Source organism: Archangium gephyra (assembly GCF_042230915.1).
In the GTDB taxonomy this organism is placed as follows: domain Bacteria; phylum Myxococcota; class Myxococcia; order Myxococcales; family Myxococcaceae; genus Archangium; species Archangium gephyra_B.
In genome coordinates this window covers 7,691,829-7,717,087 of the sequence record NZ_CP102578.1, presented here as the reverse complement: position 1 = coordinate 7,717,087, position 25,259 = coordinate 7,691,829, and the positions used below count along the sequence as shown (strand labels likewise).

The 25,259-nt window shown below is 69.6% G+C and carries 23 protein-coding genes; 18 read left to right on the top strand and 5 right to left on the bottom strand.

The features are described from left to right. Positions 1-8 precede the first annotated feature (8 nt). The 6 genes from NR798_RS30055 (at position 9) to NR798_RS30030 (ending at position 7,109) form a co-directional block, all read left to right on the top strand. On the top strand, positions 9-1,253 hold the full coding sequence (locus tag NR798_RS30055; RefSeq protein WP_375765947.1) for a LysM peptidoglycan-binding domain-containing protein: 1,245 nt from the start codon (positions 9-11) through the stop codon (positions 1,251-1,253). 127 nt (positions 1,254-1,380) lie between these two features. Next, positions 1,381-2,505 carry a DNA-processing protein DprA gene (locus NR798_RS30050; RefSeq protein ID WP_375765946.1) on the top strand — a complete coding sequence of 375 codons (1,125 nt, stop codon included), beginning with the start codon at positions 1,381-1,383 and terminating at the stop codon, positions 2,503-2,505. A gap of 8 nt (positions 2,506-2,513) precedes the next feature. Beyond that, positions 2,514-5,132: a type I DNA topoisomerase gene (gene topA / locus NR798_RS30045; RefSeq protein ID WP_375765945.1), complete on the top strand. Its 2,619-nt coding sequence runs from the start codon at positions 2,514-2,516 to the stop codon at positions 5,130-5,132. Between the two features lie 101 nt (positions 5,133-5,233). Then, positions 5,234-5,989 carry a MotA/TolQ/ExbB proton channel family protein gene (locus NR798_RS30040; RefSeq protein WP_375765944.1) on the top strand — a complete coding sequence of 252 codons (756 nt, stop codon included), beginning with the start codon at positions 5,234-5,236 and terminating at the stop codon, positions 5,987-5,989. Between the two features lie 7 nt (positions 5,990-5,996). Continuing rightward, the gene (locus NR798_RS30035; RefSeq protein WP_375765943.1) at positions 5,997-6,518 is read left to right on the top strand and encodes an ExbD/TolR family protein; all 522 of its coding nucleotides are present in this window, start codon (positions 5,997-5,999) and stop codon (positions 6,516-6,518) included. Then, positions 6,519-7,109 (top strand): ExbD/TolR family protein, encoded by a 591-nt coding sequence (locus tag NR798_RS30030; protein ID WP_375765942.1) that lies wholly within the window; start codon positions 6,519-6,521, stop codon positions 7,107-7,109. Between the two features lie 50 nt (positions 7,110-7,159). Here NR798_RS30030 and NR798_RS30025 read toward each other — a convergent pair whose 3' ends face one another. After that, entirely contained in the window at positions 7,160-7,546 is a 387-nt protein-coding gene (locus NR798_RS30025) for a TraR/DksA family transcriptional regulator (protein WP_375765941.1), read from the bottom strand. Positions 7,547-7,811: 265 nt separating this feature from the next. On the opposite strand from NR798_RS30025, the gene trmFO reads away from it, so the two are divergent. From trmFO to NR798_RS29990, 7 genes are all read left to right on the top strand, one after another. Further along, positions 7,812-9,158 (top strand): methylenetetrahydrofolate--tRNA-(uracil(54)-C(5))-methyltransferase (FADH(2)-oxidizing) TrmFO, encoded by a 1,347-nt coding sequence (trmFO, locus tag NR798_RS30020; protein WP_375765940.1) that lies wholly within the window; start codon positions 7,812-7,814, stop codon positions 9,156-9,158. Then, on the top strand, positions 9,155-10,753 hold the full coding sequence (locus tag NR798_RS30015) for a gliding motility protein (protein WP_375765939.1): 1,599 nt from the start codon (positions 9,155-9,157) through the stop codon (positions 10,751-10,753). The genes trmFO and NR798_RS30015 overlap by 4 nt, the downstream gene beginning before the upstream one ends. Positions 10,754-10,796: 43 nt before the next feature. Further along, the gene (locus NR798_RS30010) at positions 10,797-11,705 is read left to right on the top strand and encodes a tyrosine recombinase XerC (RefSeq protein WP_375765938.1); all 909 of its coding nucleotides are present in this window, start codon (positions 10,797-10,799) and stop codon (positions 11,703-11,705) included. A 184-nt stretch (positions 11,706-11,889) separates the two neighbouring features. Then, positions 11,890-12,417, top strand: coding sequence for an ATP-dependent protease subunit HslV (gene hslV / locus NR798_RS30005; RefSeq protein ID WP_375765937.1), 528 nt, complete (start codon positions 11,890-11,892; stop codon positions 12,415-12,417). 12 nt (positions 12,418-12,429) lie between these two features. Beyond that, the gene (gene hslU, locus NR798_RS30000; RefSeq protein ID WP_375765936.1) at positions 12,430-13,827 is read left to right on the top strand and encodes an ATP-dependent protease ATPase subunit HslU; all 1,398 of its coding nucleotides are present in this window, start codon (positions 12,430-12,432) and stop codon (positions 13,825-13,827) included. A gap of 36 nt (positions 13,828-13,863) precedes the next feature. Continuing rightward, on the top strand, positions 13,864-15,102 hold the full coding sequence (locus NR798_RS29995) for an acetylornithine transaminase (protein ID WP_375765935.1): 1,239 nt from the start codon (positions 13,864-13,866) through the stop codon (positions 15,100-15,102). A gap of 212 nt (positions 15,103-15,314) precedes the next feature. Continuing rightward, entirely contained in the window at positions 15,315-16,310 is a 996-nt protein-coding gene (locus NR798_RS29990) for a hypothetical protein (protein WP_375765934.1), read from the top strand. Here the strand turns inward: NR798_RS29990 and NR798_RS29985 are convergent, their stop codons facing one another. The 4 genes from NR798_RS29985 to NR798_RS29970 are packed head-to-tail and all read right to left on the bottom strand — an operon-like array spanning position 16,311 to position 19,548. Continuing rightward, on the bottom strand, positions 16,311-17,261 hold the full coding sequence (locus NR798_RS29985; RefSeq protein ID WP_375765933.1) for a hypothetical protein: 951 nt from the start codon (positions 17,259-17,261) through the stop codon (positions 16,311-16,313). Positions 17,262-17,263: 2 nt separating this feature from the next. Continuing rightward, positions 17,264-18,448 (bottom strand): SDR family oxidoreductase, encoded by a 1,185-nt coding sequence (locus NR798_RS29980; protein WP_375765932.1) that lies wholly within the window; start codon positions 18,446-18,448, stop codon positions 17,264-17,266. A gap of 23 nt (positions 18,449-18,471) precedes the next feature. Further along, positions 18,472-19,068 carry a dephospho-CoA kinase gene (coaE, locus tag NR798_RS29975; RefSeq protein ID WP_375765931.1) on the bottom strand — a complete coding sequence of 199 codons (597 nt, stop codon included), beginning with the start codon at positions 19,066-19,068 and terminating at the stop codon, positions 18,472-18,474. Positions 19,069-19,077: 9 nt separating this feature from the next. After that, positions 19,078-19,548 (bottom strand): hypothetical protein, encoded by a 471-nt coding sequence (locus NR798_RS29970; protein ID WP_375765930.1) that lies wholly within the window; start codon positions 19,546-19,548, stop codon positions 19,078-19,080. Between the two features lie 129 nt (positions 19,549-19,677). Between NR798_RS29970 and NR798_RS29965 the strand changes: the two genes are divergently transcribed. From NR798_RS29965 to NR798_RS29945, 5 genes are all read left to right on the top strand, one after another. Continuing rightward, the gene (locus tag NR798_RS29965) at positions 19,678-20,184 is read left to right on the top strand and encodes a multiheme c-type cytochrome (protein WP_375765929.1); all 507 of its coding nucleotides are present in this window, start codon (positions 19,678-19,680) and stop codon (positions 20,182-20,184) included. 1 nt (position 20,185) lies between these two features. Beyond that, a complete protein-coding gene (gene yihA, locus NR798_RS29960; protein ID WP_375765928.1) occupies positions 20,186-20,794 on the top strand; it encodes a ribosome biogenesis GTP-binding protein YihA/YsxC in 609 nt (202 codons plus the stop codon). A 39-nt stretch (positions 20,795-20,833) separates the two neighbouring features. Continuing rightward, positions 20,834-22,501, top strand: a complete 1,668-nt coding sequence (locus tag NR798_RS29955; RefSeq protein ID WP_375765927.1) for a DUF6178 family protein — start codon at positions 20,834-20,836, stop codon at positions 22,499-22,501. A gap of 194 nt (positions 22,502-22,695) precedes the next feature. Continuing rightward, a complete protein-coding gene (locus NR798_RS29950) occupies positions 22,696-23,982 on the top strand; it encodes an O-antigen ligase family protein (protein WP_375765926.1) in 1,287 nt (428 codons plus the stop codon). After that, positions 23,972-25,120 (top strand): glycosyltransferase, encoded by a 1,149-nt coding sequence (locus NR798_RS29945; protein WP_375765925.1) that lies wholly within the window; start codon positions 23,972-23,974, stop codon positions 25,118-25,120. The genes NR798_RS29950 and NR798_RS29945 overlap by 11 nt, the downstream gene beginning before the upstream one ends. The last annotated feature ends 139 nt before the right edge of the window (positions 25,121-25,259 follow it).

Below are 25,259 nucleotides of genomic sequence, written 5' to 3'. Positions count from 1 at the left end.
GTCTTCCGATGCGCTCGCGGATCTTCTCCTCGCTCCTTGTCGCCACCGTTCTCGCGCCGCACGCCGTGTGGGCGCAGGACGCGGAGGATCCTCAGGAGCCCGGGGCGGGCGAAGAGACCGAGGGGTCCGAGGTGGTCGACGATCAGCCCGCCCGGCCCCGGTCCGGCCAGATCGCCATTCCCCCGGGCCAGGGCGGCCGTGAGTCCGCGCCCGGCGAGGTCCACACCGTGGAGCGCGGCGACACGCTGTGGGACTTGTCGCAGAAGTACCTGGGCAGCCCCTGGTACTGGCCCAAGGTCTGGTCCTACAACCCGGAGATCGCCAACCCGCACTGGATCTACCCGGGCAATAACGTGCGCTTCTTCCCCGCGGGCGAGGAGGTTCCCTCGCGGGTGGAGTCGGGCCTGGGCCCGGCCCCCCTGGAGATGGTGGCCGAGTCCGGTGAGGGCGCCGAGAGCGAGATGGGTCCCGCCAGCGGCGAGGAGTCGGTGACGGCGATCGGAAAGCTCACCTACGAGCCCAAGGCGGCGCGCACGGTGATGACGCAGGGCTTCGTCACCGCGCGCGAGCTGGACGAGGCGGGCCGCATCGAGGGCGCCGCCACCGGGGCGGAGATGCTGTCCTTCCCGGACGTCGCCTACGTGCGCTTCAAGCGCAAGGCGGATGCGAAGCTCGGGGACCGGTACGTCATCTTCCACACCGGGGAGGCCGTGAAGCACCCGGTGACGGGCAAGCCGGCCGGCTACCTCACCGAGTTCGTCGGCACCCTGAAGGTGGTGGCGCTGGGCGACAACTTCGTCAAGGCGCAGATCATGGACACGTGGGATGCCGTGATGCGCGGTGACCTGGTGGGCCCCTTCGGCGAGCGGCTGGTGGAGTCGGTGGTCCAGCGGCGCAACGAGAAGGAGGTCCAGGGCGTCATCATCACCGCGCTCGTGCCGTACCTGACCCTCACCGCCGAGCACCACTTCCTGGTCATCGACAAGGGCAGCGCGGATGGCGTCCAGCTGGGCAACACCTTCACCATCCTCCGCCCGGGCGACACCACCCAGCAGCGCGTGCTGGAGCTGGAGCTGCCCGGCGAGAAGAAGAAGAAGGGGCCGGCGCTGCCCATGGAGAACGTCGCCCTGTGCCTCGTCACCGAGGTGAAGGAGCGCACCTCCAACTGCGTCCTCACGTACTCCATCCAGGAAGTGGGGCCCGGGGATCGCGCGGTGATGCGCGTCGGCGGGCAGCCCACCGCCCAGCGCTGAAAGCGCCCCGCCTTCCCCACTTGCAGGGGACGTGCCGCTTGACCATCGCCAGTCCGGTGTTTATGTGTCCCGCCCCCATCCCGTCGGACCCATCTTCTATATAGGTGGGCCCAGGAGGGGGTCGGGTATGGTGGACGTCACGACGGACAGGCACATGGCGGAGCGGCGGGCGCTCCTGGCACTCTGGGCAGTCCCTGGGCTCGGCCCGAGGGCACTGGAGCGTCTGCGTGCCTATACGCAGGGGGAGCTTGCTCGCCTGGTTGCCTGTCCGGTGAGGGAGTGGGTGGGAGGCACACCCCTGCCCGTCCCGGTGCGCCGCCGGCTGCTGGAGGTGCCCGAGCTGGGCCCCCTGGCGGACCGCGTGCTGGAGCGCTGCGCGGCCGTGGGCATGGGCGTGGCCTTCCAGGGGGAGCCGGCCTACCCGGCGCGCCTGGCCGGGACGGAGGACGCGCCTCCGCTGCTCTTCTACCGGGGCGAGGTGGGTCCGCCGCGCCGCCGGGTGGCCATGGTGGGCAGCCGGCACCCGGACCAGGGATTCCTTCCCTACGCGCGCACCTTCGCCCGGCAGGTGGCGGAGGGCGGGGTGGGCATCGTCTCCGGGGCCGCCGCCGGGGTGGACCGGGCCTGCCATTGGGGGGCGATGGACGCGGGCGGCGAGACGTGGGCCTTCCTCGGCTCGGCGCTGGACGAGCTGGACCCGGCCCAGGCGAAGCTGCTGCCGCACTTCCTGGCCCGGGGCGGAGTGTTCTTCAGTGAGCTGCCGCCCGGGGTCCGGGCGAGCACGACGACTTTTCCCCGGCGCAACCGGCTCATCGCTGGCGCGTCGGATGCGGTGTTGATCCTCCGAGCGGGGGCCGCCTCGGGCAGCCTCTACACGGCGGAAGCGGGCCGAGCGCAGGGGCGGCCGGTGCTGGCCCTGCCCGGTGATGTGATGAACGAGGGGGCGGCTGGCTGCAACGCGCTCATCCGGGATGGTCATGCCCGGGCGTGCCTCTCCGTTCAGGAGGTCTGGCGGGCCGTGGGGTTTCATCCCCAGCGGGTGGTCCCGCCAGGAGAGAGCTCGTCTTGGCAGCAGGAGCTCTCGGAGGAAGCGAGGGGGGCCTACCAGGTGTTGGACAGGGTTCCCAGGTCATTTGATGAGGTGCTGGCCGGTAGCCGGCTCTCCCCCGCGGCGCTCACCAGCGCCCTGGTGGAGCTCGAGCTGTCGGGGCTCGTCATCCAGCATCCTGGAAGGCTGTACGAGAAGGTTTGAGGAGAATCATGGCGACGCGCACGAAGAAGACGGCAACGGCGGGCGAGCTGGAGGTCGAGGAGACGGCGGCCCCCAAGAAGGCAGCCAAGAAGCCGGCGGCGCGCAAGAAGACGGCCGCCAAGAAGAAGACGGCCAAGAAGAAGACCGCCGCCAAGAAGGTCTCCGCGCGCCGCAAGGGCGCTGACGGGGAGCTGCCCACCGTGGAGGCCGACGCCGATGGTGAGGCCACGGAGTCCCCCAGGCGGGGCAAGGGGCCGCACTACCTCGTGGTGGTCGAGTCGCCCGCCAAGGCGAAGACCATCAAGAAGTACCTGGGCTCCGGCTACACGGTGAAGGCCTCGGTCGGCCACATCCTCGACCTGCCCAAGAGCAAGATGGGCGTGGACATCGAGCACGACTTCGAGCCCCAGTACGAGGTCATCAAGGGCAAGGAGAAGGTCCTCAACGAGCTGAAGAAGGCCGCCCAGGGCGTGGACAAGGTCTTCCTCGCCACGGACCCCGACCGCGAGGGCGAGGCCATCGCCTGGCACATCCACCAGCAGCTCGGCCACCACGACGCCTACCGGGTGATGTTCAACGAGATCACCAAGTCGGCCATCCAGGAGGCCATCGCGCATCCGCGCCAGCTCAGCCAGGAGAACTACGACTCCCAGCAGACGCGCCGGATTCTGGACCGGCTGGTGGGCTATCAGATCTCCCCGCTGCTCTGGAAGAAGGTCCGCCGGGGCCTGTCCGCGGGCCGCGTGCAGTCGGTGGCCGTGCGCCTCGTCTGCGAGCGCGAGGACGCCATCAAGGCCTTCGTGCCGCAGGAATACTGGACGCTGGACGCGCTCCTCCAGGGGCCCTCCGGGCCTCCGACCTTCAAGACGAAGCTGTCCCGGGTGGACGGCAAGAAGGTGGAGCTGAAGGACAAGGCCACCACCGATGCGCTGGTGGCGGAGCTCCAGAACGCCTCCTTCGTGGTGTCCAAGGTGGACAAGCGCGAGCGGCGCCGCAACGCGCCCGCTCCGTTCATCACCTCCAAGCTGCAGCAGGAGGCCGCCAACCGGCTGCACTTCACCGCCAAGAAGACGATGGCGCTCGCCCAGCGGCTCTACGAGGGCGTGATGCTCGGCGGTGAGGAGGGCCAGACGGCGCTCATCACGTACATGCGTACGGACTCCACCCGTCTGTCGGATCAGGCGGTGGCGGGGGTGCGCGACTTCATCGGCACCACCTACGGCGCGGACTACCTGCCCGAGGCCCCGGTGGTGTACCGCACCAAGAAGGGCGCCCAGGACGCCCACGAGGCCATCCGCCCCACGTCGCTCGAGTACCCGCCCTCGAAGGTGAAGGCGCACTTCGACGCGATGAACGACGACATGGCCGCGGACATGTTCCGCCTCTACGAGCTCATCTGGAACCGCTTCGTGGCGTGCCAGATGATGCCGGCCGTGTATGACCAGACGAGCGCGGACATCACCGCGGGCCGGGCCACGTTCCGCGCCTCGGGCTCCACGCTGAAGTTCCCGGGCTACCTGGCCGTCTACGGCGCCACCCTCACCCCCGAGGAGGAGGCCGCCCAGGAGAAGGCGCGCGCCGCTGGCGAGGACTCCGACGACGACGGTGTGGGCGAACTGCCCGTGCTCGACGAGGGCAACGTCCTCACCCTGCAGAAGCTGCTCAACGAGCAGCACTTCACCCAGCCGCCTCCGCGCTTCTCCGAAGCCACCCTGGTCAAGGAGCTCGAGGAGCGGGGCATCGGCCGTCCGTCCACCTACGCCGCCATCCTCTCCACCATCCAGGACAAGAAGTACGTGGAGAAGATCGAGGGCCGTTTCCGTCCCACGGACCTGGGCGTCATCTGCAACGAGCTGCTCGTCAAGCACTTCCCCCACGAGCTGGACGCCGCCTTCACCGCCAGCATGGAGGAGAAGCTGGATCAGATCTCCGAGGGCGAGGCCAACTGGAAGGCCGTGCTGCAGGACTTCTACGCGCCCTTCAAGGAGACGCTCGAGAAGGCCGAAGCGGAGATGCGCGACGTCAAGCGCGAGGAGATCAAGACCGACGTGGCGTGCGAGAAGTGCGGCAACGTCATGGTGATCAAGTGGGGGAAGATGGGCCACTTCCTCGCGTGCTCGAACTACCCCGAGTGCAAGAACACCAAGGACTTCAAGCGCGACGCCGAGGGGAAGATCGTCATCATCGAGGAGGAGACGACGGACGAGAAGTGCGAGAACTGCGGCAAGAACATGGTGGTGAAGCGCGGCCGCTTCGGGAAGTTCCTCGCGTGCTCGGGCTACCCCGAGTGCAAGACGTCCAAGCCCATCTCCATCGGGGTGAACTGCCCGGACTGCAAGCAGGGCTACCTCACCGAGCGCCGCAGCCGCTTCGGGAAGATCTTCTTCGGCTGCAACCGCTACCCGGACTGCAAGTTCGCCGCGTGGGACAGGCCGCTGCCGGAGGCGTGCCCCAGCTGCCAGGCGCCCTACCTGGTGCAGAAGTACTCCAAGCGGGACGGCCCCTTCATCGCCTGCCCCAACAAGGAGTGCGACTACCGTCGGCAGATCGTCGAGCCGGAGGCCGCCGCCGCGGCGGCCGCCGCCACGCCCGCTCCCGCTGGCACTGACGCCTCCTCGGCCGCTTGAGAGGCTGAAAGTCCAAGGATTTCAGGGGCATGGCCTGCCCCTGGCTTGACACCTCCGAGGAGGGTCCTCTAGAAGTTCCAGTCGAAAGGACCCTCCTCACGATGATTCCGATGATGAGCGAGCTGCTGGACGTGGTGCTCACCCAGGTCCCGGCCGCGGCGGAGGCCGTGAAGGCAGCGCCGGCCAAGCTCGGCGTCGTGGACTCCACCATCAAGTTCTTCAAGGATGGCGGTCCGTTCATGTTCGTCAATCTGTTCTGGCTGGCCGCCGCGCTCGCGGTGGCCCTGGAGCGGATTGTCACGCTGATGTTCCGCTACAACCTCAACGCGCCCCCCTTCATGGAGCAGGTGACGAAGCTGGTGATGACCGGCAACGTGGACCGCGCCGTGAAGCTGTGCGCCGCCGCTCCCCACTCGCCCCTGGCCAAGATCATCCGCGCCGGCCTCACCCGCGCCAACCGCGGAGAAATCGAGGTCGCCAAGGCCGTGGAGGAGGCGCTGGTGGAGAACAGCCCCCACGTGGGCGCCCGCATCCCCTGGCTGTGGTCGCTCGCCAACATCGCCACGCTGGTGGGGCTCGTCGGCACCATCTTCGGGCTGATCGGGACGTTCCAGGCGCTCGGCAACGTGCCCGCCGAGCAGAAGCAGGCGCTGCTCTCAGATGGTATCTCCAAGGCGATGAACAACACCGCCTTCGCGCTCTCCATCGCGGTGCTGTGCATCATCTTCCACCTCTTCCTCACCTCGTACGCCAAGAGCATGGTGGAGACGATGGAGCTCTACGCGCTCAAGCTGGAGAACCTGCTGGCGCGCAAGGCCGCCGGCGAGACGCAGATCGACGAGGCCCGGGCCGCCTGAGGCGCCAATGGCGTTCTACTACTCCAGGCGGAAGCTCAAGCCGCGTGAGGACGAGGAGACGGGCGAGCTCAACATCGTCCCGTACCTCGACATCCTCATGAACCTCATCCTGTTCATGCTGCTGTCCATCAACGGGCTGGCGGCCTTCGGCATCGTCAACGTGAGCGCGCCGGGCTACGGCGCCCCCAGCACCACGGTGGCCCCCGAGGCCAACCCGGAGCAGCCGCGCCTGGTGCTCAGCGTGCTCATCAGCAAGAAGGGGCACTTCATCAACAGCGAGAACGCCATCCTCGGCCAGGACGGCGCCCCCACCGTGCCGCTCGGGACGGATGGCTCGTATGACTACGCGTCCCTCAACGCGCAGATGCTGAAGATCAAGAGCGCCTTCCCCACCGAGACCAAGGTCATCGTCGCCGCGGATCCGGAGATCCCCTACGACACGCTCATCCAGACCATGGACGCCATCCGCGAGACGCGTGAGAAGCCGCACCGCGTGCTCTTCCCGGACGTCACCCTGGGAGCCCTGTAGATGACGGCCCCGGGCGACACGACGCAGCAGGTGCCCTCGGAAGACGAGCGGCTGCAGCGGCTGCGCTACCGCAAGGCCCTGGCGCGCAAGAAGCGCAAGGAGCGCGAGGCGGCCGGGGAGATCAAGGAGCTCAACATCACCGCGATGATGGACATGATGACCATCCTCCTGGTGTTCCTCCTGAAGTCCTTCGCCTCGTCCTCGGCGGCGATGACGGCCAGCGAGGACGTGCGCCCGCCGGTGTCCTCCACGCGCGCCACGCCCAAGGACACCGTCGTCGTCACCGTCACCCCCAAGAACATCCTCGTGGGGGAGAAGGAAGTGCTGCGGCTGGCCCAGGGGCAGATTCCTCCCGAGGCGCTCCAGGGCCGCGTGGTGATGCCCCTGGACGCGCAGCTCAAGAAGGAAGTGGAGAAGCTGAAGTACATCGCCGCGCGCAACCCGGCGGCGCCCTTCAGCGGGGAGCTGTCCATCATCGCGGACAAGGCCATCCCCTACGACATGCTGCTCACGGTGCTCTACACCGCCGGGCAGAACGAGCTGGAGAACTACCGCTTCGTCGTCCTCCAGGACGAGGGCAAGCCGCAGTAGGGCCACCCGGTCTCCCGGTGGCCCCCCGCGGCCCGTGCACCTGACGAGCGCTAGATGGTCGGCGTCGCCTGGTGGCCGCCGCGCACCTCCAGCTCGTGGCGCGTGGCGTCCTCCTCGCAGCGGATGGCGAAGGGCAGCGCCTCCAGCCGCTCGATGGGGATGTCGTAGCCGCAGTCCACGCAGGTGCCGAACACCCCCGTGTCCATGCGACGCAGCGCGGCATCGATGAGCATCACCTCGCGCCGCTGCGCCTCCATCAGGCTGGAGAGGGTGTAGTCCGCCAGCTCCGCCTGGGCATTCTCCTCGTACTCGGGATCGCGATCCTGGTCCTTGAGCGACGACAGCTCGCGCTGCGCCCCCTGGTTGGCCATCAGGATGTCCCGGCGGCGGCGCTGCAGTAGCTCGCGGATCTTCAGAAGGTCGTTGGTTCGCTTCATGGCCTGTCGCTCCGTCAATGGTGCACTGCGTCGCCCGGCCCGATTTCCCGCGCGATGAACGGGGAAAACCTAGGAGCCCTGGGCAGGTAGGGAAACTGTTTCTAGGAACCCTACTTGTCGGATGGCCGAGGAGGGGGCAGGCGGGCAGGAGCCCGTCATCCGGGGGGTGGACATCCAGGAGCGGAAGGGTGGGACAGGGGGAGGGGCTCCTGCTAACAGTTGGCGGACGGGCCGAAACTGGCCCGTGGAGAGAGGGAGTCGGGACGTGAAGCTTCAGCGGGTGACGGTGATTGGCGGCGGCCTGGCGGGCAGCGAGTGTGCCTGGCAGCTGGCGCGGCGCGGGGTGCCGGTGACGTTGCGGGAGATGAAGCCGCAGCGGCGCTCGCCCGCGCACAAGACGGACCAGTTCGCGGAGCTGGTGTGCTCCAACTCGTTGCGCTCGGACAACCCGGAGAGCGCCATCGGCCTGCTGCACGCGGAGCTGCGGACGCTCTCGTCGGTGATCCTGGGGTGCGCGGACACGCACCGGGTGCCGGCCGGGGACGCGCTGGCGGTGGAGCGGGACGCCTTCTCGGCGGCGGTGACGCGCTCGGTGCGCGAGGCCCCGGGCGTGGAGGTGGTGCCGGGCGAGGTGGACCAACTGCCCGAGGGCGTGGTGGTGGTGGCCACCGGGCCGCTCACCTCGGACGCGCTGACGAAGGATCTCGAGCGCTACGTGGGGGAGAAGCTCTACTTCTACGACTCCATCGCCCCCATCCTGGCGGGGGACTCCATCGACATGGACATCGCCTTCCGCGCCAGCCGCTACGGCAAGGGCGGGGGCGACGACTACATCAACCTGCCGATGAACAAGGAGGAGTACTACCGGTTCATCGCCGAGGTGAAGGCGGGCCAGAAGCTGCAGCCGCACAGCTTCGAGGAACCCAAGTACTTCGAAGGGTGTCTGCCGATTGAAGTGATGGCCGATCGAGGCGATGACACGCTGGCCTACGGGCCGATGAAGCCGGTGGGGCTGATGGATCCACGCACGGGGCAGGAGCCCTACGCGGTGGTGCAGCTGCGCATGGAGGACAAGGCGGGCACGTCGTGGAACATGGTGGGCTTCCAGACGCGCCTGACGTGGGGCGAGCAGAAGCGCATCTTCACCACGTGCGTGCCGGGCCTGGCCAACGCCGAGTTCCTGCGGATGGGGCAGATCCACCGCAACACGTTCATCGACTCGCCGAGGCTGCTGGGGCGGGACTTGTCGCTGAAGGCGGAGCCGCGGCTGTTCTTCGCGGGGCAGATCACGGGCGTGGAGGGGTACGTGGAGTCGGCGGCGTGCGGGTACCTGACGGCGCTGGCGGTGTACGCGCGGCTGACGGGGGGCGAGTTCGTCCCGCCGCCGGCCACGACGGCGATGGGCTCGCTCTACCGTCACGTGACGGGCGAGGCGCACCCGCCGGACTATGACTACCAGCCCTCGAACGTCATCTTCGGGCTGTTCCCGCCGCTGCCGGGGCGGGTGAAGAAGGCGGACAAGCGGACGCGTTACGCGGAGCGGGCCCGGGCGGACCTGGCCACGTGGCTGCCGAGCGTACCGCCCGCGCAGGAGCACCAGGGGACCGCATGAACCGACGAAGCGTGATGGCGGGGGCGCTGCTGGCGCTCGCGCTGGTGGGCTGCAAGCGCGGCGAGGACAAGGGCGGCGGAGGAGGGCAGGGGAAGGCCCGGAGCGCGGCGGCCGTGGGCGGGCTGGGCGTGCTGCTGGCCGAGGGCCCGGCGGAGGACCTGCGCGTCACCGAGGATGGGCAGTTCGCCACGTACCTGACGAAGACGCGCAAGCCGACGGTGGAGGGGATTCCTCCGCAGATGCGGCTGGGCACGCTGTACGTGGTGCCGGTGACGGGCGGTACGCCACGCAAGCTGGGGGATGGGGTGACCAACGTGCCCGGGGGCATGCTCTTCACCCCGGACTCGAAGCACGTGCTGTTCCTCACCGGCTACAACCTGGCGAACCAGTCCGGGGCGCTGCACGTGCTGGCCCTGAGCGACCCGACCGCCGAGCCCCAGAAGCTGGGGGACGCGGTGGGGTACTTCTTGCCGAGCCCGGATGGCAAGAAGCTGGCCTTCGTGGACGGCGGGGTGCTGAAGCTGGGGCCGCTGCCCTCGGGGCCCTTCCGCCAGGTGGGAGGCGAGGTGTCCACGGCGGAGTTCTCGCCGGACGGCTCGATGCTGTTCTTCAAGCGGCGGCTGGCGGCGGCGGGCGGGCTGCTGGCGGTGCCGGTGGAGGAGGCCGCGGGCAAGCAGACCGAGCCGGTGAAGCTGGCGGACCAGGTGGGCGACTACGTGCTGTCGCCGGACTCCAAGCGCGTGGCGTACCAGGTGCGCACCCCCGCGATGTCGGGGATGTATGACCTGTTCCTGGCGGACCTGCCGGAGCTGAAGGGCCGGAAGGTGGCCTCGGGGACGACGGCGTTCGCCTTCTCGCCGGACGCGAAGTGGCTGGCGCGCAACGACGGGGGCAAGCCGGAGGTGCCGGGAGACCTGTACGTGGGCCCGGCCTCGGGCGAGCCGGGGCGCAAGGTGGGCGAGCGCGTGAAGGAACTGGCCTTCTCGCCGGACTCGCAGGCGCTGGGCTTCCTGGCGAAGTACGACCTGACGGCGGGGGCGGGGCTGATGGGCGTGGTGGCCCTGCCGGACGGGGAGCCGAAGCTGGTGGGCAGCCGCGTGCCCAACTTCACGTGGGGCAAGGACGGCAAGTACGTGGCCTTCCTCTCGCGCTTCCTCAAGCCCGTCTACTCGGTGGACCTGATGCTGTACCAGGTGGGCGCGGAGAAGGCGGAGAAGGCTCACCCGGGCGTGTTCGGCTACGGCTTCGCCCCGGGGGCGCTGGTGTTCCGTGCCGGCTGCATCCGCGAGGGCCGCGCCTGCGACTTCAAGGCGCTGCCGCTGCCCCGGGAGGAGCAGGCCCAGCCGCAGACGTGGCTGCAGGGCATCTACAGCTACAAGCTGTCCGACGATGGCAACCGGATTCTCGCCACCTCGGCGCGGATGGACTCGGACACGTTCGACGTGGCCGTCTATGACGTGAAGACGCAGGCGCGGAAGACGCTCGATCAGGGCGCGCAACTGCCGGCGTACTTCGCGGGCCAGAATGACTCGCTGGCGGTGTACGTGCTGAAGGGCGCGAACGCCGGCGTGTACGTGGCGCCCGCCCAGCCGTGAGAAGCTTGCGGGCGGCCCGGTTGGGTCTACGCTGGGGCCGCCCATGAGCACCGCTGAGCTGTCGCCGCTGCTGGAGAAGTTCCGCGTCCACCTTGAGCACGAGAAGGGCGCGAGCCCGCACACCGTGCGCAACTACATGATCGACCTGGTGGACTTCGAGCGCTACCTGGTCGAGCGGATGAAGCTGTCGCTGCTGGCGGCCTCGCACGCGGCCATCCGGGGGTACCTGGGCACGCTGGCGGTGGAGCACGCGGCGACGAGCCGCGCGAGGCGGCTGGCGAGCATCAAGAGCTTCTACAAGTACCTGGTGAGGCAGAAGCTGCTGCCGGGCAGCCCGGCGAAGCTGGTGAAGAGCCCGAAGCTGCCCAAGAGCCTGCCCAAGGTGCTGCCGGTGGACGAGCTGTTCGCGATCCTCGACATGCCGTCGCAGAAGACGGTGCTGGGGCTGAGGGACCGGGCGATTCTCGAGATTCTCTATGGCGGAGGCCTGCGCATCAGCGAGCTGTGCGGGCTGAACCTGCTGGACGTGGACCGGAGCGGGCGGATCATCCGGGTGATGGGCAAGGGCAGCAAGGAGCGGCTGTGCCCGGTGAACGCGCAGGCCATCCGTGCGCTGGAGGCGTACCTGGCGCGGCGGGGCGAGCTGCTCGCGGTGGAGCGCGAGGGGCAGGACGACGAGGCGGTGTTCCTCAACTACCGGGGAGGCCGGCTGACGCCGCGGAGCATCGGGAGGCACCTGGACACGTACGTGGTGCAGTGCGCGTTGCAGCGCAAGGTGAGCCCGCACGCGCTGCGCCACTCGTTCGCGACGCACCTGCTGGGCGGAGGGGCGGACATCCGGAGCATCCAGGAGCTGCTGGGCCACGCGAGCCTGTCCACGACGCAGCGGTACACGCACGTGAGCTGGGAGCAGCTCCAGCAGGTCTACGACGCCGCGCACCCGAGGGCCTGATTTCCCCTCGCGCCTGATTTCCCCTCTCCCCTCGGGAGAGGGACGGGGTGAGGGTGCCACGGGCCCAGGGTTGAGGCGGATGGCCACCAGCGCTGCGCGGAGCTACTGCCGGGGAGGGTGAAGGGGCGAACAGCCGCTCGGGGAATCGTGGAAACGCCCGCGTCCCCTTGTTAAACCCCCAGGCATGTTCCACGGCACCACCATCCTCTGCGTTCGCCGCGAGGCAAAGGTCGTCATCGCGGGTGACGGTCAGGTCAGTCTCGACAAGACCATCATGAAGAACACCGCGAAGAAGGTCCGCCGCATCGGCGATGGCTCCGTCCTCGCTGGCTTCGCGGGCAGCACCGCCGACGCCTTCACCCTCTTCGAGCGCTTCGAGGCCCGCCTCAAGGAGCACCAGAAGAACCTCGCCCGCGCCTGCGTCGAGCTCGGGAAGGACTGGCGGACCGATCGCTTCCTGCGCCGCCTGGAGGCCCTGCTCATCGTGGCCGACCGCGAGAAGACCTTCATCCTCTCCGGCGCCGGCGACGTCATCGAGCCCGACTTCGGCATCGCCGCCGTGGGCAGCGGGGGCTCCTACGCGCTCGCCGCCGCCCGCGCGCTCATGACGCACACCCAGCTGCCCGCCCGCGACGTGGCCACCCATGCCATGCAGATCGCCTCGGACATCTGCGTCTACACCAACTCCAACATCACCATCGAAGAGCTCTGAGGGGGCATCACCGTGAGCAACGCACGCAAGATCCCCGCCTTCACCCCTCGCGAGGTGGTGGGCGAGCTGGACCGCTACATCGTCGGGCAGAACGCCGCCAAGCGCGCGGTGGCCATCGCGCTGCGCAACCGCTGGCGCCGCCAGCAGGTCTCCGAGGACCTGCGCGATGAGATCCACCCCAAGAACATCATCATGATCGGCCCCACCGGCGTGGGGAAGACGGAGATCGCCCGCCGGCTGGCGAAGCTCGCCCAGGCCCCCTTCGTCAAGGTGGAGGCCTCCAAGTTCACCGAGGTCGGCTACGTGGGCCGCGACGTCGAGTCCATGGTGCGCGACCTCGTCGAGGCCGCCATCGCGCTCGTGCGCGACGAGGAGATGGAGAAGGTGCGCGCGCGCGCCATCGAGCTCGCCGAGGATCGGCTGGCCCAGTTGCTCTCCGGCAACGCGCCCTCGCGTCCCTCCGGCGGCATGGGCTTCATGGCGCCTCCGCCCACGCCCGCCGCGCCCCGGCTCGGGGACATGGAGCGCGAGAAGCTGCGCGCCCAGCTGCGCGCCGGCACGCTCGATGACCAGGAGGTGGAGGTGGAGCTCTCCGACAGCGGCTCCCCCACCTTCATGCGCAACTTCTCCGGCCAGGGCATGGAGGAGATCGGCGTCAACCTGCAGGATCTCTTCAAGAACATGCCCGGCATGAACCGCTCGCGCCGGCGCAAGGTGCGCGCCCCCGAGGCCCTCAAGCTGATGGAGCAGGAGGAGGCCGCCCGGCTGGTGGACACGGATCGCGTCAACCGCGAGGCGCTCGTGCGCGCCGAGACCGGCGGCATCATCTTCATCGACGAGATCGACAAGATCGCCAGCCGCGAGGGCGCGGGGAAGGGCTCCGGCCCGGACGTGTCCCGCGAGGGCGTCCAGCGCGACATCCTCCCCATCGTCGAAGGCTCCACCGTCAACACCAAGTACGGCCAGGTGAAGACGGACCACATGCTCTTCATCGCCGCGGGCGCCTTCCACGTCTCCAAGCCCAGCGATCTCATCCCCGAGCTCCAGGGCCGCTTCCCCATCCGCGTGGAGCTGGATCCGCTCAGCGGCGAGGACCTCGTCCGCATCCTGCGCGAGCCGCGCAACTCGCTCATCCGCCAGTACACCGCGCTGCTGGCCACCGAGGGCGTGCGTCTGGATTTTTCCGATGACGCCATTCTGGAGCTGGCCCGCATTGCGCAGGCCGTCAACGAGCGCACCGAGAACATCGGCGCGCGGCGGCTGCACACGGTTCTGGAGCGCCTGCTCGACGATGTATCCTTCCATGCGAGCGAGCAGGGACCGAAGGATCTTCAAATAGACGCCGCCTACGTGCGCGAGCGCCTCGCCTCCGTGGTCCAGGACGAGGACTTGTCGCGCTACATCCTCTAGTCACACCCGGGAGTCCACGTGCCTCTCACCACGCCTATGAGAACCCCCAAGACCGACGCCGCCGCCCCGCAGCCCACCACCACTGGCAACAACGAGCAGTGGATGGACAAGGCCAAGGCCCACCTGCTGCAGAACTACAAGCAGCAGCCCATCGTGCTCGAGCGCGGGTTGGGCTCGCGCGTGTGGGACGCGGATGGCCGCGAGTACCTGGATCTGCTCGGCGGTATCGCCACGTGCGGGCTCGGCCACTGCCACCCGGAGGTGGTGGTCGCGGTGAAGGCCCAGCTCGAGAAGCTCTGGCACGTCTCCAACGTCTTCTACTCGGAGCCGCAGATCGAGCTGGCCGGCCGGCTCACCGCCGCCTCGGGCCTGCAGCGCGCCTTCTTCTGCAACTCGGGCGCGGAGGCCAACGAGGCCCTCCTCAAGCTGGCCCGCAAGGTCCAGAAGGACCGGGGCAACGCGGACCGCTACGAGGTCATCACCTTCGAGAACTCCTTCCACGGGCGCACCCTGGCCACCGTCACCGCCACCGGCCAGACGAAGTACCAGAAGGGCTTCGAGCCGCTGCCCGCCGGCTTCACCCACGTGCCCTACGGAGACCTGGAGGCCGTGCGCAAGGCGGTGGGCCCGCACACCGCGGCCATCCTCGTGGAGCCCATCCAGGGCGAGGGGGGCGTGCGCCGCGCGCCCGAGGGCTTCCTCAAGGCCCTGCGCGCCCTGTGCGACGAGAAGGGCCTGCTGCTGCTGGTGGATGAGATCCAGACCGGCATGGGCCGCACCGGCAAGCCCTTCGCCTACCAGCACGAGGGCATCCTCCCGGACGGCATCAGCCTGGCCAAGTCGCTCGGCAACGGCCTGCCCATCGGCGCCATGCTGTGCACCGAGGAGGCCGGCAAGAGCCTGGTGCCAGGCACCCACGGCTCCACCTTCGGTGGCAACCCGATCGCCGCCGTCGCCGCCAACGTCGTCGTGCGCAAGGTGACCGAGCCGCAGATGCTCCGCGACGTGACGCAGAAGGGCGAGTACTTCCTCTCGCGCCTGCGCGAGCTCCAGGGCCGCCTGCCCACCCTCGTCAAGGAGGCCCGCGGCCTGGGCCTGCTGGTGGGCGTGGAGCTCTTCCAGGACGCCGCGCCCTACATCGCGAAGTGCCGCGAGCTGGGCCTGCTCGTCAACGCCGCCGGCGAGAAGACGATCCGCTTCGCCCCGGCCTACACCGTCGCCAACGACGACCTGGACCAGGGCGTGCGCATCCTCGAGCGCGCCCTCAAGTCCTGATCGCCCGCCGCGCTCCGTCCGGGAGTGCACTCTCGTGTACCGAGAGTGCATTTCCCGAAATTCGAGAGGTTTTTCGACGAACGAAGCAGTACCTTCGTTCTGCAAAAATCCGCCGATGGCGTTTGACGCGATAGGGGGTAGAGCCTAGGATTTCCGCAAGTTGTGACGGATTCCTGGGTTCCCCCGTAAGGGCTCCGTTCTGGAGATTCCCGATGATCGCGCCTCAAGTCTCCGGTACCGATCCGGGCCACGATGTCCTCCGGGCCAACCAGCTCATCGAAGCGGGCCTCTGGCTGCACCTGGGCGGGGACGCCGCGGGCGCCCGGAGCCTGTTCGTGCGTGCCCTGGCGCATGATCCCGACAACCGCCGGGCCCGGGAGTGGCTCACGAAGGGGGAGGGCGTGCGTGCTGCCGCCCCGGTCACGGGAGCCCCGCCGCCGGCCGTGCGGCCCATGTCCCTGACGTCCGTGCCCCCGCTGGACGCGCAGTCCGCGCTGGAGGTGAGCGTCGTCCTGCTGGACGAGGAGGAGGTGGCCCCCGAGGCCGCCGCATCGGGCCGCCACATCACCGCCGACGTGCTGGCCTTCCTCTCCGAGCCCGAGCCTCCCAAGGCGCCCGCGCCCGTGGCGGCCCGGCCTGTCGCGCCCGCGCCTGTTGCGGCCCGGCCTGTCGCGCCGGTGGCGGCCCGGCCTGTCGCGCCCGCGCCGGTGGCGGCCCGGCCCGTCGCGCCCGCGCCGGTGGCGGCCCGCGCCGTCACGCCCGCGCCCGTGGCTCCCCGGCCCCTCACGCCCGCGCCCGTGCCCGTGGCCCAGGTGGCCCCTCGCCCGCAGGGCGTGCCCACGCTGCTGGTGGGAGTGGAGGATCTGCTCGCGCTCGGGGACGTGACGAGCGCCATGGAGCTGCTGCACAAGGCCGAGCAGCTGGCGCCGGGTGACGCGAGGCTGACGTCGGCTCGCGAGCGCTGCGTGCGCGGGCTGCAGGCCTCGCTGGAGGCGAAGCTGGGAGACCTGAAGCGGGTGCCCACGCTCAAGCTGCGCATGGCGGAGCTGATGAAGCTCAGCCTGGATCCGCGCGCGGGCTTCCTGCTGTCGCGCATCGACGGGAGCCTCAGCTTCGAGGCCCTCTTCTCCGTCTCCGGCATGTCCCGGCTGGACACGCTGCGCGTCCTGGCCCGGTTGCTGGACCAGGACATCATCGCCATCCGCTAGCTAGTTGTAGCGGAACACGCGGAACTCGTAGCTGCCCGTCTCGCCCTCGTCCGGGTACATGACGAGGTAGAGCGTGGTGGTGGTGGCCGCGCGGATCTCCACGAACGAGTTGCGCCAGGTGGCGAAGGGGTTCTTCACGTCCTCGCGGGTGAAGCCGGCCAGCGCGGGCACGACGCGGTCGGTGTTGAACTCGATCCGGTACGTGACGCCCTGGGTGACGGAGACGGCGAACCAGTCCTCGTCCTGCGCGTACTCGAGCCGTCCGGAGCGGTTGGTCGGCGTGCTGGTGCCGCCCACGTCCGGGACGATGGTGGTGGCCTCGGTGGAGCTGTCGCCGTGCAGATCCTCGCCCACGGGGGTGAGGGTGAGGGCGTACTGGCCGGTGCCCGCGGACGGATCAAAGGGCGAGTGGCTCACGCGCACGTAGTAGGGCGCGGTGGCGCGGGCCTTGAAGCCCACCTGGGCCTTGGGGCGGCCGTCCTGCGAGGTGAGCCACTGGCCGCCCTGATCGAAGACGTCCACGCGCGGCATGAGCGCGCCAGCGCCGGGCTCCACGGTGACGCTGTAGACGGTGCGCAGCTTGCCGTCGACGCGGAAGAAGTCGTAGTCGCCCACCGGCTCGATGCTCTGCTGGCGCTGCGTGGAGGTGTCGGCGGAGAGCGTGACGGCGCGCGACAGGCAGTCATCCGGCTCGGAGGTGTCGCCGGTGTGCTCGGGGCAGTTGAGGGCGGTGATGGCCTCGCACGCGCCGCTGGGCCGCAGCACGGTGCCCTGCTTGCACAGACAGCGCGCGTTGCCCTCCTCGTTGACGCACCAGGTCTTGTCGCCCTGGGTGCAGGGGTTGGGATCGCACGGATCGTCTTGCGTATCCGGACCGTCGATCACCATGCAGCCGGTGCCGAGCACGGCGGCGAGGGGAAGGAACAAGAAGCGGGAGAGGGGGTATGGCATGGCTAACGGCTCCGACGGGCCTGGTTGCCCGTATCTTCATCCACGGCGGGGGCGGGGTTGCGGTCCAGGGGATCCTCCACCTCGGAGGCCTGCTCGCGGCGCTGGCGGTACTGCTCGCGCACGTAGGCCACTAGCTGGTCGAGGTACGAGGAGAGGGGAGGGCAGCGGATGCCGGTGCCGTCCAGCAGCTCCAGGGTGTTGTGGCAGTTGTAGATGGCCAGGTGGTTGACGTAGCTGAGGGCGGCGCGCTGGGGGCGGGCCAGCTTCTCCAGCACGGGCAGGCGCATCATCACGTCCGCGGCGCGGGCCGAGAGGTTGAAGCGGGGCAGCTTCTTGTTGGCCTTCTCGGCGATGAGCTCGTAGACGCGGCGGGCGCTCATCGGGTTGGGGTCCACCAGGTGGAAGGTGCGGCCCACGGCGCGCTCGTCGTGCGACAGCGCCCAGACGGCATTCACCACGTAGTCCACCGGCACCACGTTGAGCGGGGCCACGCCGTTGCCGGGCAGGGGCAGCGGCACCACCAGCGGGCTCGTCACCAGGAGGATGCCCAGGTAGTAGGGGCCCTCGAAGCGGTCGATCTCCCCCGTGCGCGAGTCCCCCACCACGCTGCACGGCCGGAAGATGGTGGTGGGCAGGGTGGTGGCGGCGCGCTGGACGAGCTTCTCCGCCTGGAACTTCGTCTCCTCGTAGACGTTGCGGAAGTCCTGGCCGCAGTCCAGCTCGTCCTCGGCGATGACGCCCACCCGGTCACCGGAGACGTGGCAGGAGGAGAAGTGGTTGAAGCGCTTGAGGTGCTCGCAGTCGCGCGCCAGCTCCAGCACGTTGCGCGTGCCGTCCACGTTGATGCGCCAGGCCGTCTCCTTGGGCACGCCCATGTAGAAGACGGCGGCCAGGTGGTAGATGTGCGTCACCCGCTCGCACAGCCGCTGGTACTCCTCGCCGGACAGGCCCAGGTGCATGTCCACGATGTCGCCGGTGAGCAGCTCCAACGTGGCCCCGGTGCCCTGCAGCCGCGAGGCGAGCTTCTGCGCCTCCTTGAGGTGCTTGGGCTGCACCAGGGCATAGACGTGGGCCTTGGGCTCCTCGCGGACGATGTGCTCGATCAGCCGTTTGCCGATGAAACCCGGGTAGCCGGTGACGAAGTACGTACCGGCCTTGCCTCGGGCTTCCTTGCGCTTCTCGCTCATGGGCGGCGGAGCATACCCGTCCCTCAGCCGCGCGCGACTATGGCGCGCCACACCTCTTCCACCCGGGCGCGGGTTGTCCCCAGATCTCCCGAGTTGTCCACCAGCCAGGTCGCATGCCGGCGCTTCTCCTCGAGTGGAAGCTGGGCGGCCAGCCGGGCCTCCGCCGCCGCCTCGTCCAGCCCGTCCCGCCCCATCAGCCGGGCCTTCTGCAGCTCGCGGGGCACCCACACCAGCACCACCCCGTTCATCGCCTCGTGCAGCCGGTTCTCGATGAGGAGGGGGGCATCGTAGATGACCCGCTCCAGGCCCCGCTCGGCGAGCTCCTGGGTGCGCAGGAGGAACTGCTGGCCGATGAGCGGGTGGAGGATGGCGTTGAGGGCGGCCCGCTCCTTCGCATCCCCGAAGACGCGCGCGCCCAGCTTCGCCCGGTCCAGGCGGCCGTGGGCGTCCAGGACGCCGGGGAAGCGCTCGGCCACGGCCTGGAGCCCGGGGGTGCCCGGCTCCACCACCTCGCGGGCGATGACGTCCGCGTCCAGCACCTCGGCGCCCAGCTCGCGCAACATGCGGCTCACGGTGCTCTTGCCCGAGGCGATGCCCCCGGTCAGTCCATAGATGTTCACGCGCGGGACCTACTTCCCGGCCGGCTGGGGCGTGAAGATGAACGAGTGCACCGTCTTGCCGTCCTCGTTGAGGAACACGGCCAGCCCCAGCTTCGCGTAGAGCATGTAGGTGCGGAAGTCGTCGGTGAGCTTCTTCTGGTAGCAGGGGCCACTGGCCGCCGCCTTGCCGGACGGGCAGGCATTGCCATAGGTGCTCTCCACCGACTCCTTGTCGATGACGGGGCCGGGGAAGACGTCGATGCGCTCGACGAGCTGCGTGCCCGGATCCACCTTGAACTGCACCTGCTTGGTGCCCTTGATGGCCCGCTCGCCCAGGTAGGCGATGACCTCCTTGCCCTCGGCGGTGACGACGCGCGAGGGCTCTCCGAACTTCTGGATGATCTGCTCGCGCTTGGTCTGCCCGGGTTCGACTCCCTGCCACGGTTTGGCCACCGCGGGCACGGCGGCGAGGAGCACGGCGACGATGGCAATGGTTCTCATCCCCTCAGGTGTAACGGATCCCCCCTCGCCCCCTCAAGCTCTCCCCGCTTCGTCCGGGAGGTCACAAGAGCGCCAGGTTTCTCACCTCTGCCTTGCCCCCTGGGGGGTCGTCTGCTAGTGACCGGACCGATGCGCGCTCGCGGCTCCTGGCTCCTGTCCTTCGCCCTCGCCCTCGCTCTCTCCCTTTCTGGCGCCGCCATGGCCGCCGACTTCCTCGGCCCGGAGAGCTGCAAGGGCTGCCACCCTGCGGCCTATGACGCCTGGATGCAGTCCAAGCACGCCCGTGCCGGGGACTCGCTCTCCGAGGCCCAGCGTCAGGACGCGCGGTGCCTCTCCTGCCACTCGCCGGAGCAGTCCTCCCAGGGCGTCTCCCACGTCACCTGCGAGACGTGCCATGGCGGCGGCCAGTACTACTCCCCCAGCTACGTGATGAAGGACGCCGAGCTGGCCCGGCTGGTGGGGCTGGTGGACCCCTCGGAGAAGGCCTGCCGCAACTGCCACGACGCGTCCTCCCCGTCGCTCAAGCCGTTCAATTTCGTCGAGTCGCTCAAGGCCATCGATCACTGGTCGGCCGCGCGCACCGGCAAGTCGGCCCGGGCCGAGAGCCCCTCGCCCGAGCCCGCGAAGAAGAAATAGCGTGATCAAGATTCTCGAAGCCCGTTTCGTCACCACCGCGGTGGAGCCCAAGGGCTACCCCACCAGCCCCGCTCCCGAGGTGGCCTTCGTGGGCCGCTCCAACGTGGGCAAGTCGTCCATGATCAACGCGCTGGCCGGCCGCAAGAAGCTGGTGCGCGTCTCCAACACCCCCGGCCGCACCCGCGCGCTCAACTTCTTCGACGTGGACGTGGAGCGCGGCACCAAGCGCCACACGGTGCGCTTCGCGGACCTGCCCGGCTACGGCTTCGCCAAGGTGAGCAAGACCGAGCGCGCCGAGTGGCAGAAGATGATCACCGCCTACCTGGAGAAGCGGAGGGATCTGAAGATCGTGGTGAGCATCATCGACTCCGAGGTGGGGCCCACCCCGGACGACTTCCAGACGCTCAACTACCTGCAGGAGTCCAACCGGCAGATCATGGTCGTGGCCACGAAGATCGACCGGATGCCCAAGGCGCGCCGCAAGCCGCGTCTGCAGGCGCTCGCCGACGAGCTGTCCCTGCCCCGCGAGGCCGTGCTGCCCTTCTCGGCCACGGAGAAGCTGGGCTTCGACGAGGTGTGGGACGCGTTGCTGAACACCCTGACGGCGTGAGCTGCCCCCGCCGTGCCCCCGTTGTGGTAGGCACGCGCCGTGTCCAACGGAAACGAAAGCAGCGGCAACGGCAGTGACATCCAGCAGGCGCTGAGCACCTTGCGGCGGCAGCTCGCGTCGCTGCCCGCGAAGAAGCGGCTGGATGCCCTCATCGAGTCGCGCGACGCGCGGGCCCTGGTGCGCTCGCTGCCCGCGGAGGACCTCTACTTCACCATCATGGAGGTGGGGCTGGCGGACGCCACCGAGCTCGTGCAGCTCGCCTCGCCCGAGCAGTTCCGTGCCTTCGTGGACCTGGGCGGGTGGAAGAAGGACGCGGTGGACCTGCACCAGGTGCTCACCTGGCTGCGCGCCGCGCGCGGGGACGAGGCCGAGGACTTCCTGCGCAAGCTGCGCAAGGTGGACATCGAGGTGTTCGAGCTGCTGGTGCGCGAGTTCACCCTCATCCACGACCTGGAGGAGAACCCGGACGTGCACGTGGAGGGCGTGACGCTGGAGACGCCCGAGGGGCGCTACCTGGTGGAGTTCAAGGGCGTGGAGGGCCCGGAGCTGGCGGCCATGCGCTCCATCCTCACCGACCTCATCGCGGACAACCCCTTCGAGTCGGTGCGCTTCCTGGAGGCCACGCGCTGGGAGGTGCCGGGCGAGCTGGAGGAGTCGGCCTACCGCTTCCGCTCGGGGCGGCTGCAGGACCTGGGCTTCCCGGCGCTGGAGGAGGCGGCCCGGCTCTTCAGCCGGGTGGACACGGGCCCGGCGCCGGCTCCGGCGGCCGTCGCGGCGCTGGTGGCCACGAGGGCGCAGCCGGACTACCTGGAGGCGGCCTTCCGCGCGCTGGATGACGTGGAGCGGGAGAACCTGGAGGGCGAGCTGCGCTACCTGGCCAACGCCACGCTGGTGGCGGAGGTGGAGGACCCCGGGGACCTGGACGCCATCCGGCGCGTGGGCGAGATGGTGCGCGACTACCTGCTGCTGGGGTTGGAGCACCTGACGGGAGGAGACCCCGCGCGCGCCGCGCAGGTGGTGCGCGACACGGAGACGCGGCGGGTCTTCCAGGTGGGCTTCTCCCTGACGCTGGCGCTCAAGTTCCGCGCGGACCGGCTGATGAAGCAGCCGCTGGCGCAGGTGGAGGGCGCGCCGCTGCTCTTCGCGGAGGAGGCCACCGCCGTCGAGGCGCTGCGCCGCAAGCGTCCGCGCCGCACGTTGAAGGTGCCCGGGGCGGAGCCGGTGCCGTTCCGCTCGAGGCGTGAGCTGGCGTCCAGCGAGGAGGTGCTGGCACGGGCGGAGGCCCAGGTGGCGCTGCTGGGCTCGCTGCTCGGGGGCACGGAGAAGCGGGCACGCGAGGTGCTGGCCCTCTTCGGCGTGGAGCCGCGCATCCTGGGCGTGGAGCGCTTCTTCGCCGCCGCCGTGGCCCTGGCCCTGCTGGAGGGAAAGGTGGGGCCGAGGCCGGTGCCCTCGGCGCGCCGGGACGAGCTGGGGGCGCTGCTCTTCGAGGGCACCCCGGAGGCCCCGCACCTGCGCCCGGACGTGGCCGCGCGCGCGGTGGCGGTGCTGGAGCCTGCGGTGCCCGAGTCCGCCCGGCCCGAGCTGCGCCGGTTGGTGAATGCGACGCTCGCCCGCCTGCTGGAGGAGCTTGCGCCGTCGTTCCTCCAGGAGGGCAAGTTGAATCCCATCGCCTCCGTTCTCCTGCCCATCGAAGGCGGAGAGCCGTAATCCTTTCAGTCCTACCTCCCGTGGGGACCGGCCCCCCTGATCGCTAAGGGCTTGGATCCACGGGCCTTTGCCCCCGAGGGCCGCTGGCACATCGCCTGCTAGCGGATAGAGCGTCCATCGAGCTGTGACGATGGCCTCTGTGTTTCCGTTCTGACGAACGGAAGTGCTTTCGGGCTGGGCAGGAGGAGGACGGGATGGGGTTGGGCGACAAGGCGGAACGCCGGGACGTGGTGTCCTTCTATGCGCTGACCGCCTTCGCGGCGCTGATGTACATGGTGCCGCAGGCGTGGATACCCGCGTTGGCGCCGTTGCGGCTGGCGCTGCTGACATCGGGACTGGCGGCGGGACTGATGGCGCTGCGGCGGGTGGGGCGCGCGGAGCCGCTCTTCTTCGATGGCCTGCGAGGCGTGGCGCTGCTGTGCTTCGCGGCGCTGGCGCTGGCCTCGATGACGTGGTCGGTGAACCCAGAGGTGACGCGCTTCACGGCCATCGAGCTGTTGAAGCTGACGGCCATCTACCTGACGCTGGTGAACGTGGTCACCACGCCCCGGCGGCTGGCGGTGATGTGCGGGGCCGTGGTGGTGGCCTCGATGGTGACCTCGCACGGCGTCATCAACACGTACTTCACCGGCACTCCGGCCACGCTGGTGGAGGGTTACCGGGCGCACTGGGTGGAGGTGTACGCGGACCCCAACCGCTCGGCGATGAACCTGGCGCTGGTGGTGCCGCTGGCGGTGGCCTTCCTGGCGCGCAAGGAGAGCGGCTGGCTGTGGCGCACGGCGTGCGCGGTGGCGGCGGCCCTGGCGGTGGTGGCCATCGTCTTCACCTACTCGCGCGGTGGCTTCATCGGCCTGTCGCTGGCCATGGGCCTGTGGGCGATGCGTGAGCAGCGGAAGCTGCGCTCGGTGCTGCTGGGCGTGGTGCTCGCGCTGGGCCTGGTGGCGTTCGCGCCCAAGAGCTACTGGGAGCGCAACCAGACGGTGGCCACCTTCCATGAGGACGCCTCGGCCATGGGCCGCGTGTACGCCTGGCAGGTGACGTCGCGCATCAGCCTGGACAAGCCGCTGCTGGGCGTGGGGGTGGGGGCCTTCCGCTACGCCTGGCACCTGTACGCGCCGCCCCAGGCCACGCGCGCCTACGTGGCGCACAACGTCTTCCTGGACGTCATCGGGGAGCTGGGCTGGTTGGGCCTGGGCCTCTTCCTGCTGTTCGCCGGGGGCGCGACGGGCGCTGCCTTCGAGGCCTCGCGCAACCCGCGGGTGGGGTGGCTGGCCCGAGGGCTGGCGGCCTCCATGGCGGGCTACCTCATCTGTCAGCTGTTCGCCGGGTACATCCTCTCCGCGCACCTGTACGTGCTGTTCGGCCTGGCGGCCTGCGCCCAGCGCATCGCCCGGGCCCAGGAGGCGGAGGAGTCGTCGAAGGTTCCAGAGGTCAAGGGTCGGCTGGTCGCGAGCTGGGAGGGCTCCAACCATGCGGCGTGAAGAAGTACGGATGGCGGAGGAACCCCTGCGCCTGGTGCAGTTCACCAAGTCGTTCCATATCGGAGGGACGGAAGTTCAAGTGGTGGAGTTGCTGAGGGGCCTGCCGCCCAGCTACCGCGTGCAGCTGGCGGTGCTGCAGGACCAGGGGCCGCTGATGGACTCGGTGCTGCGGCTCGGCTTCGCGCCGGAGGTGTTCCCGCTGAATGGCTCGCTGGCGCGGCCCAACTCGGCGCTGCAGGTGCTGCGGCTGGCGCGGTGGTTCCGCAGCCAGCGGGTGGAGCTGGTGCACGCGCACGACTTCTACTCGACGATGCTGGTGGTGCCCGCGGCGAAGCTGGCGGGGACGAAGGTGATCGTCGGGCGGTTGGACCTGGCGCACTGGCACGGGAAGGCGCGGCGGGCGCTGCTGCGCAGCCTCACGCGGATGGCGGACCACGTGGTGGGCAACGCCGAGGCCATCCGCCGCATGCTGGTGGAGGAGGAGGGGCTGCCGGCGGAGCGGGTGTCCGTCATCCCCAACGGCCTGGACGTGGCGCGCTTCGACGCGCGGATGCGCGAGGGGCTGAAGGCGCCGCTGCCGGACACGCGGGGCGCGCCGGTGGTGGTGCACGTGGCGAACATGAACCACCCGGTGAAGCGGCAGGAGGACTTGCTGCGGGCGCTGGCGATGGTGCGCCTCAAGGGGCAGGTGCTGCACGCCTACCTGGTGGGGGATGGCCCGCGGAGGCCGGAGCTGGAGCGGCTGGCGGGCTCGCTGGGGCTGACGGACACGGTGCACTTCCTGGGGCACCGGGCGGACGTGCCGGCGGTGTATGCCCGGGCGGACTTCGGGGTGTTGTGCTCCACCGCGGAGGGCATGTCCAACGCGGTGATGGAAGGCATGGCGGCGGGGCTGCCCATGGTGGTGACGCGGGTGGGTGGCAACCCGGAGCTGGTGGCGGACGGGGAGCGGGGCCTGGTGGTGCCGCCCCTGAGGCCCCAGGCCATGAGCGAGGCCTTCGGCACGCTGCTGGCGGACCGGGAGCTGGGCCGGCGCATGGGGGCCGAGGCGCGCGCCTTCGTGGAGCGCGAGCTGTCCCTGGAGCGGCTGGTGCGCCGGCATGACGTGTTGTACCGGAGGGTCACGCGAGGCAGCTGAAGTCGATTTCCCGGCGGCCCGTGGGGGAGGAGGACAACCTTCTTCCCCACGAGGCCTCCTCCGTGAATCCCGCTAGGAGTTTTGGTCCCTGGATGGAGGTTGAACCCCTCTCATCCCAACCTCCTCCTGCCAGCGGGCC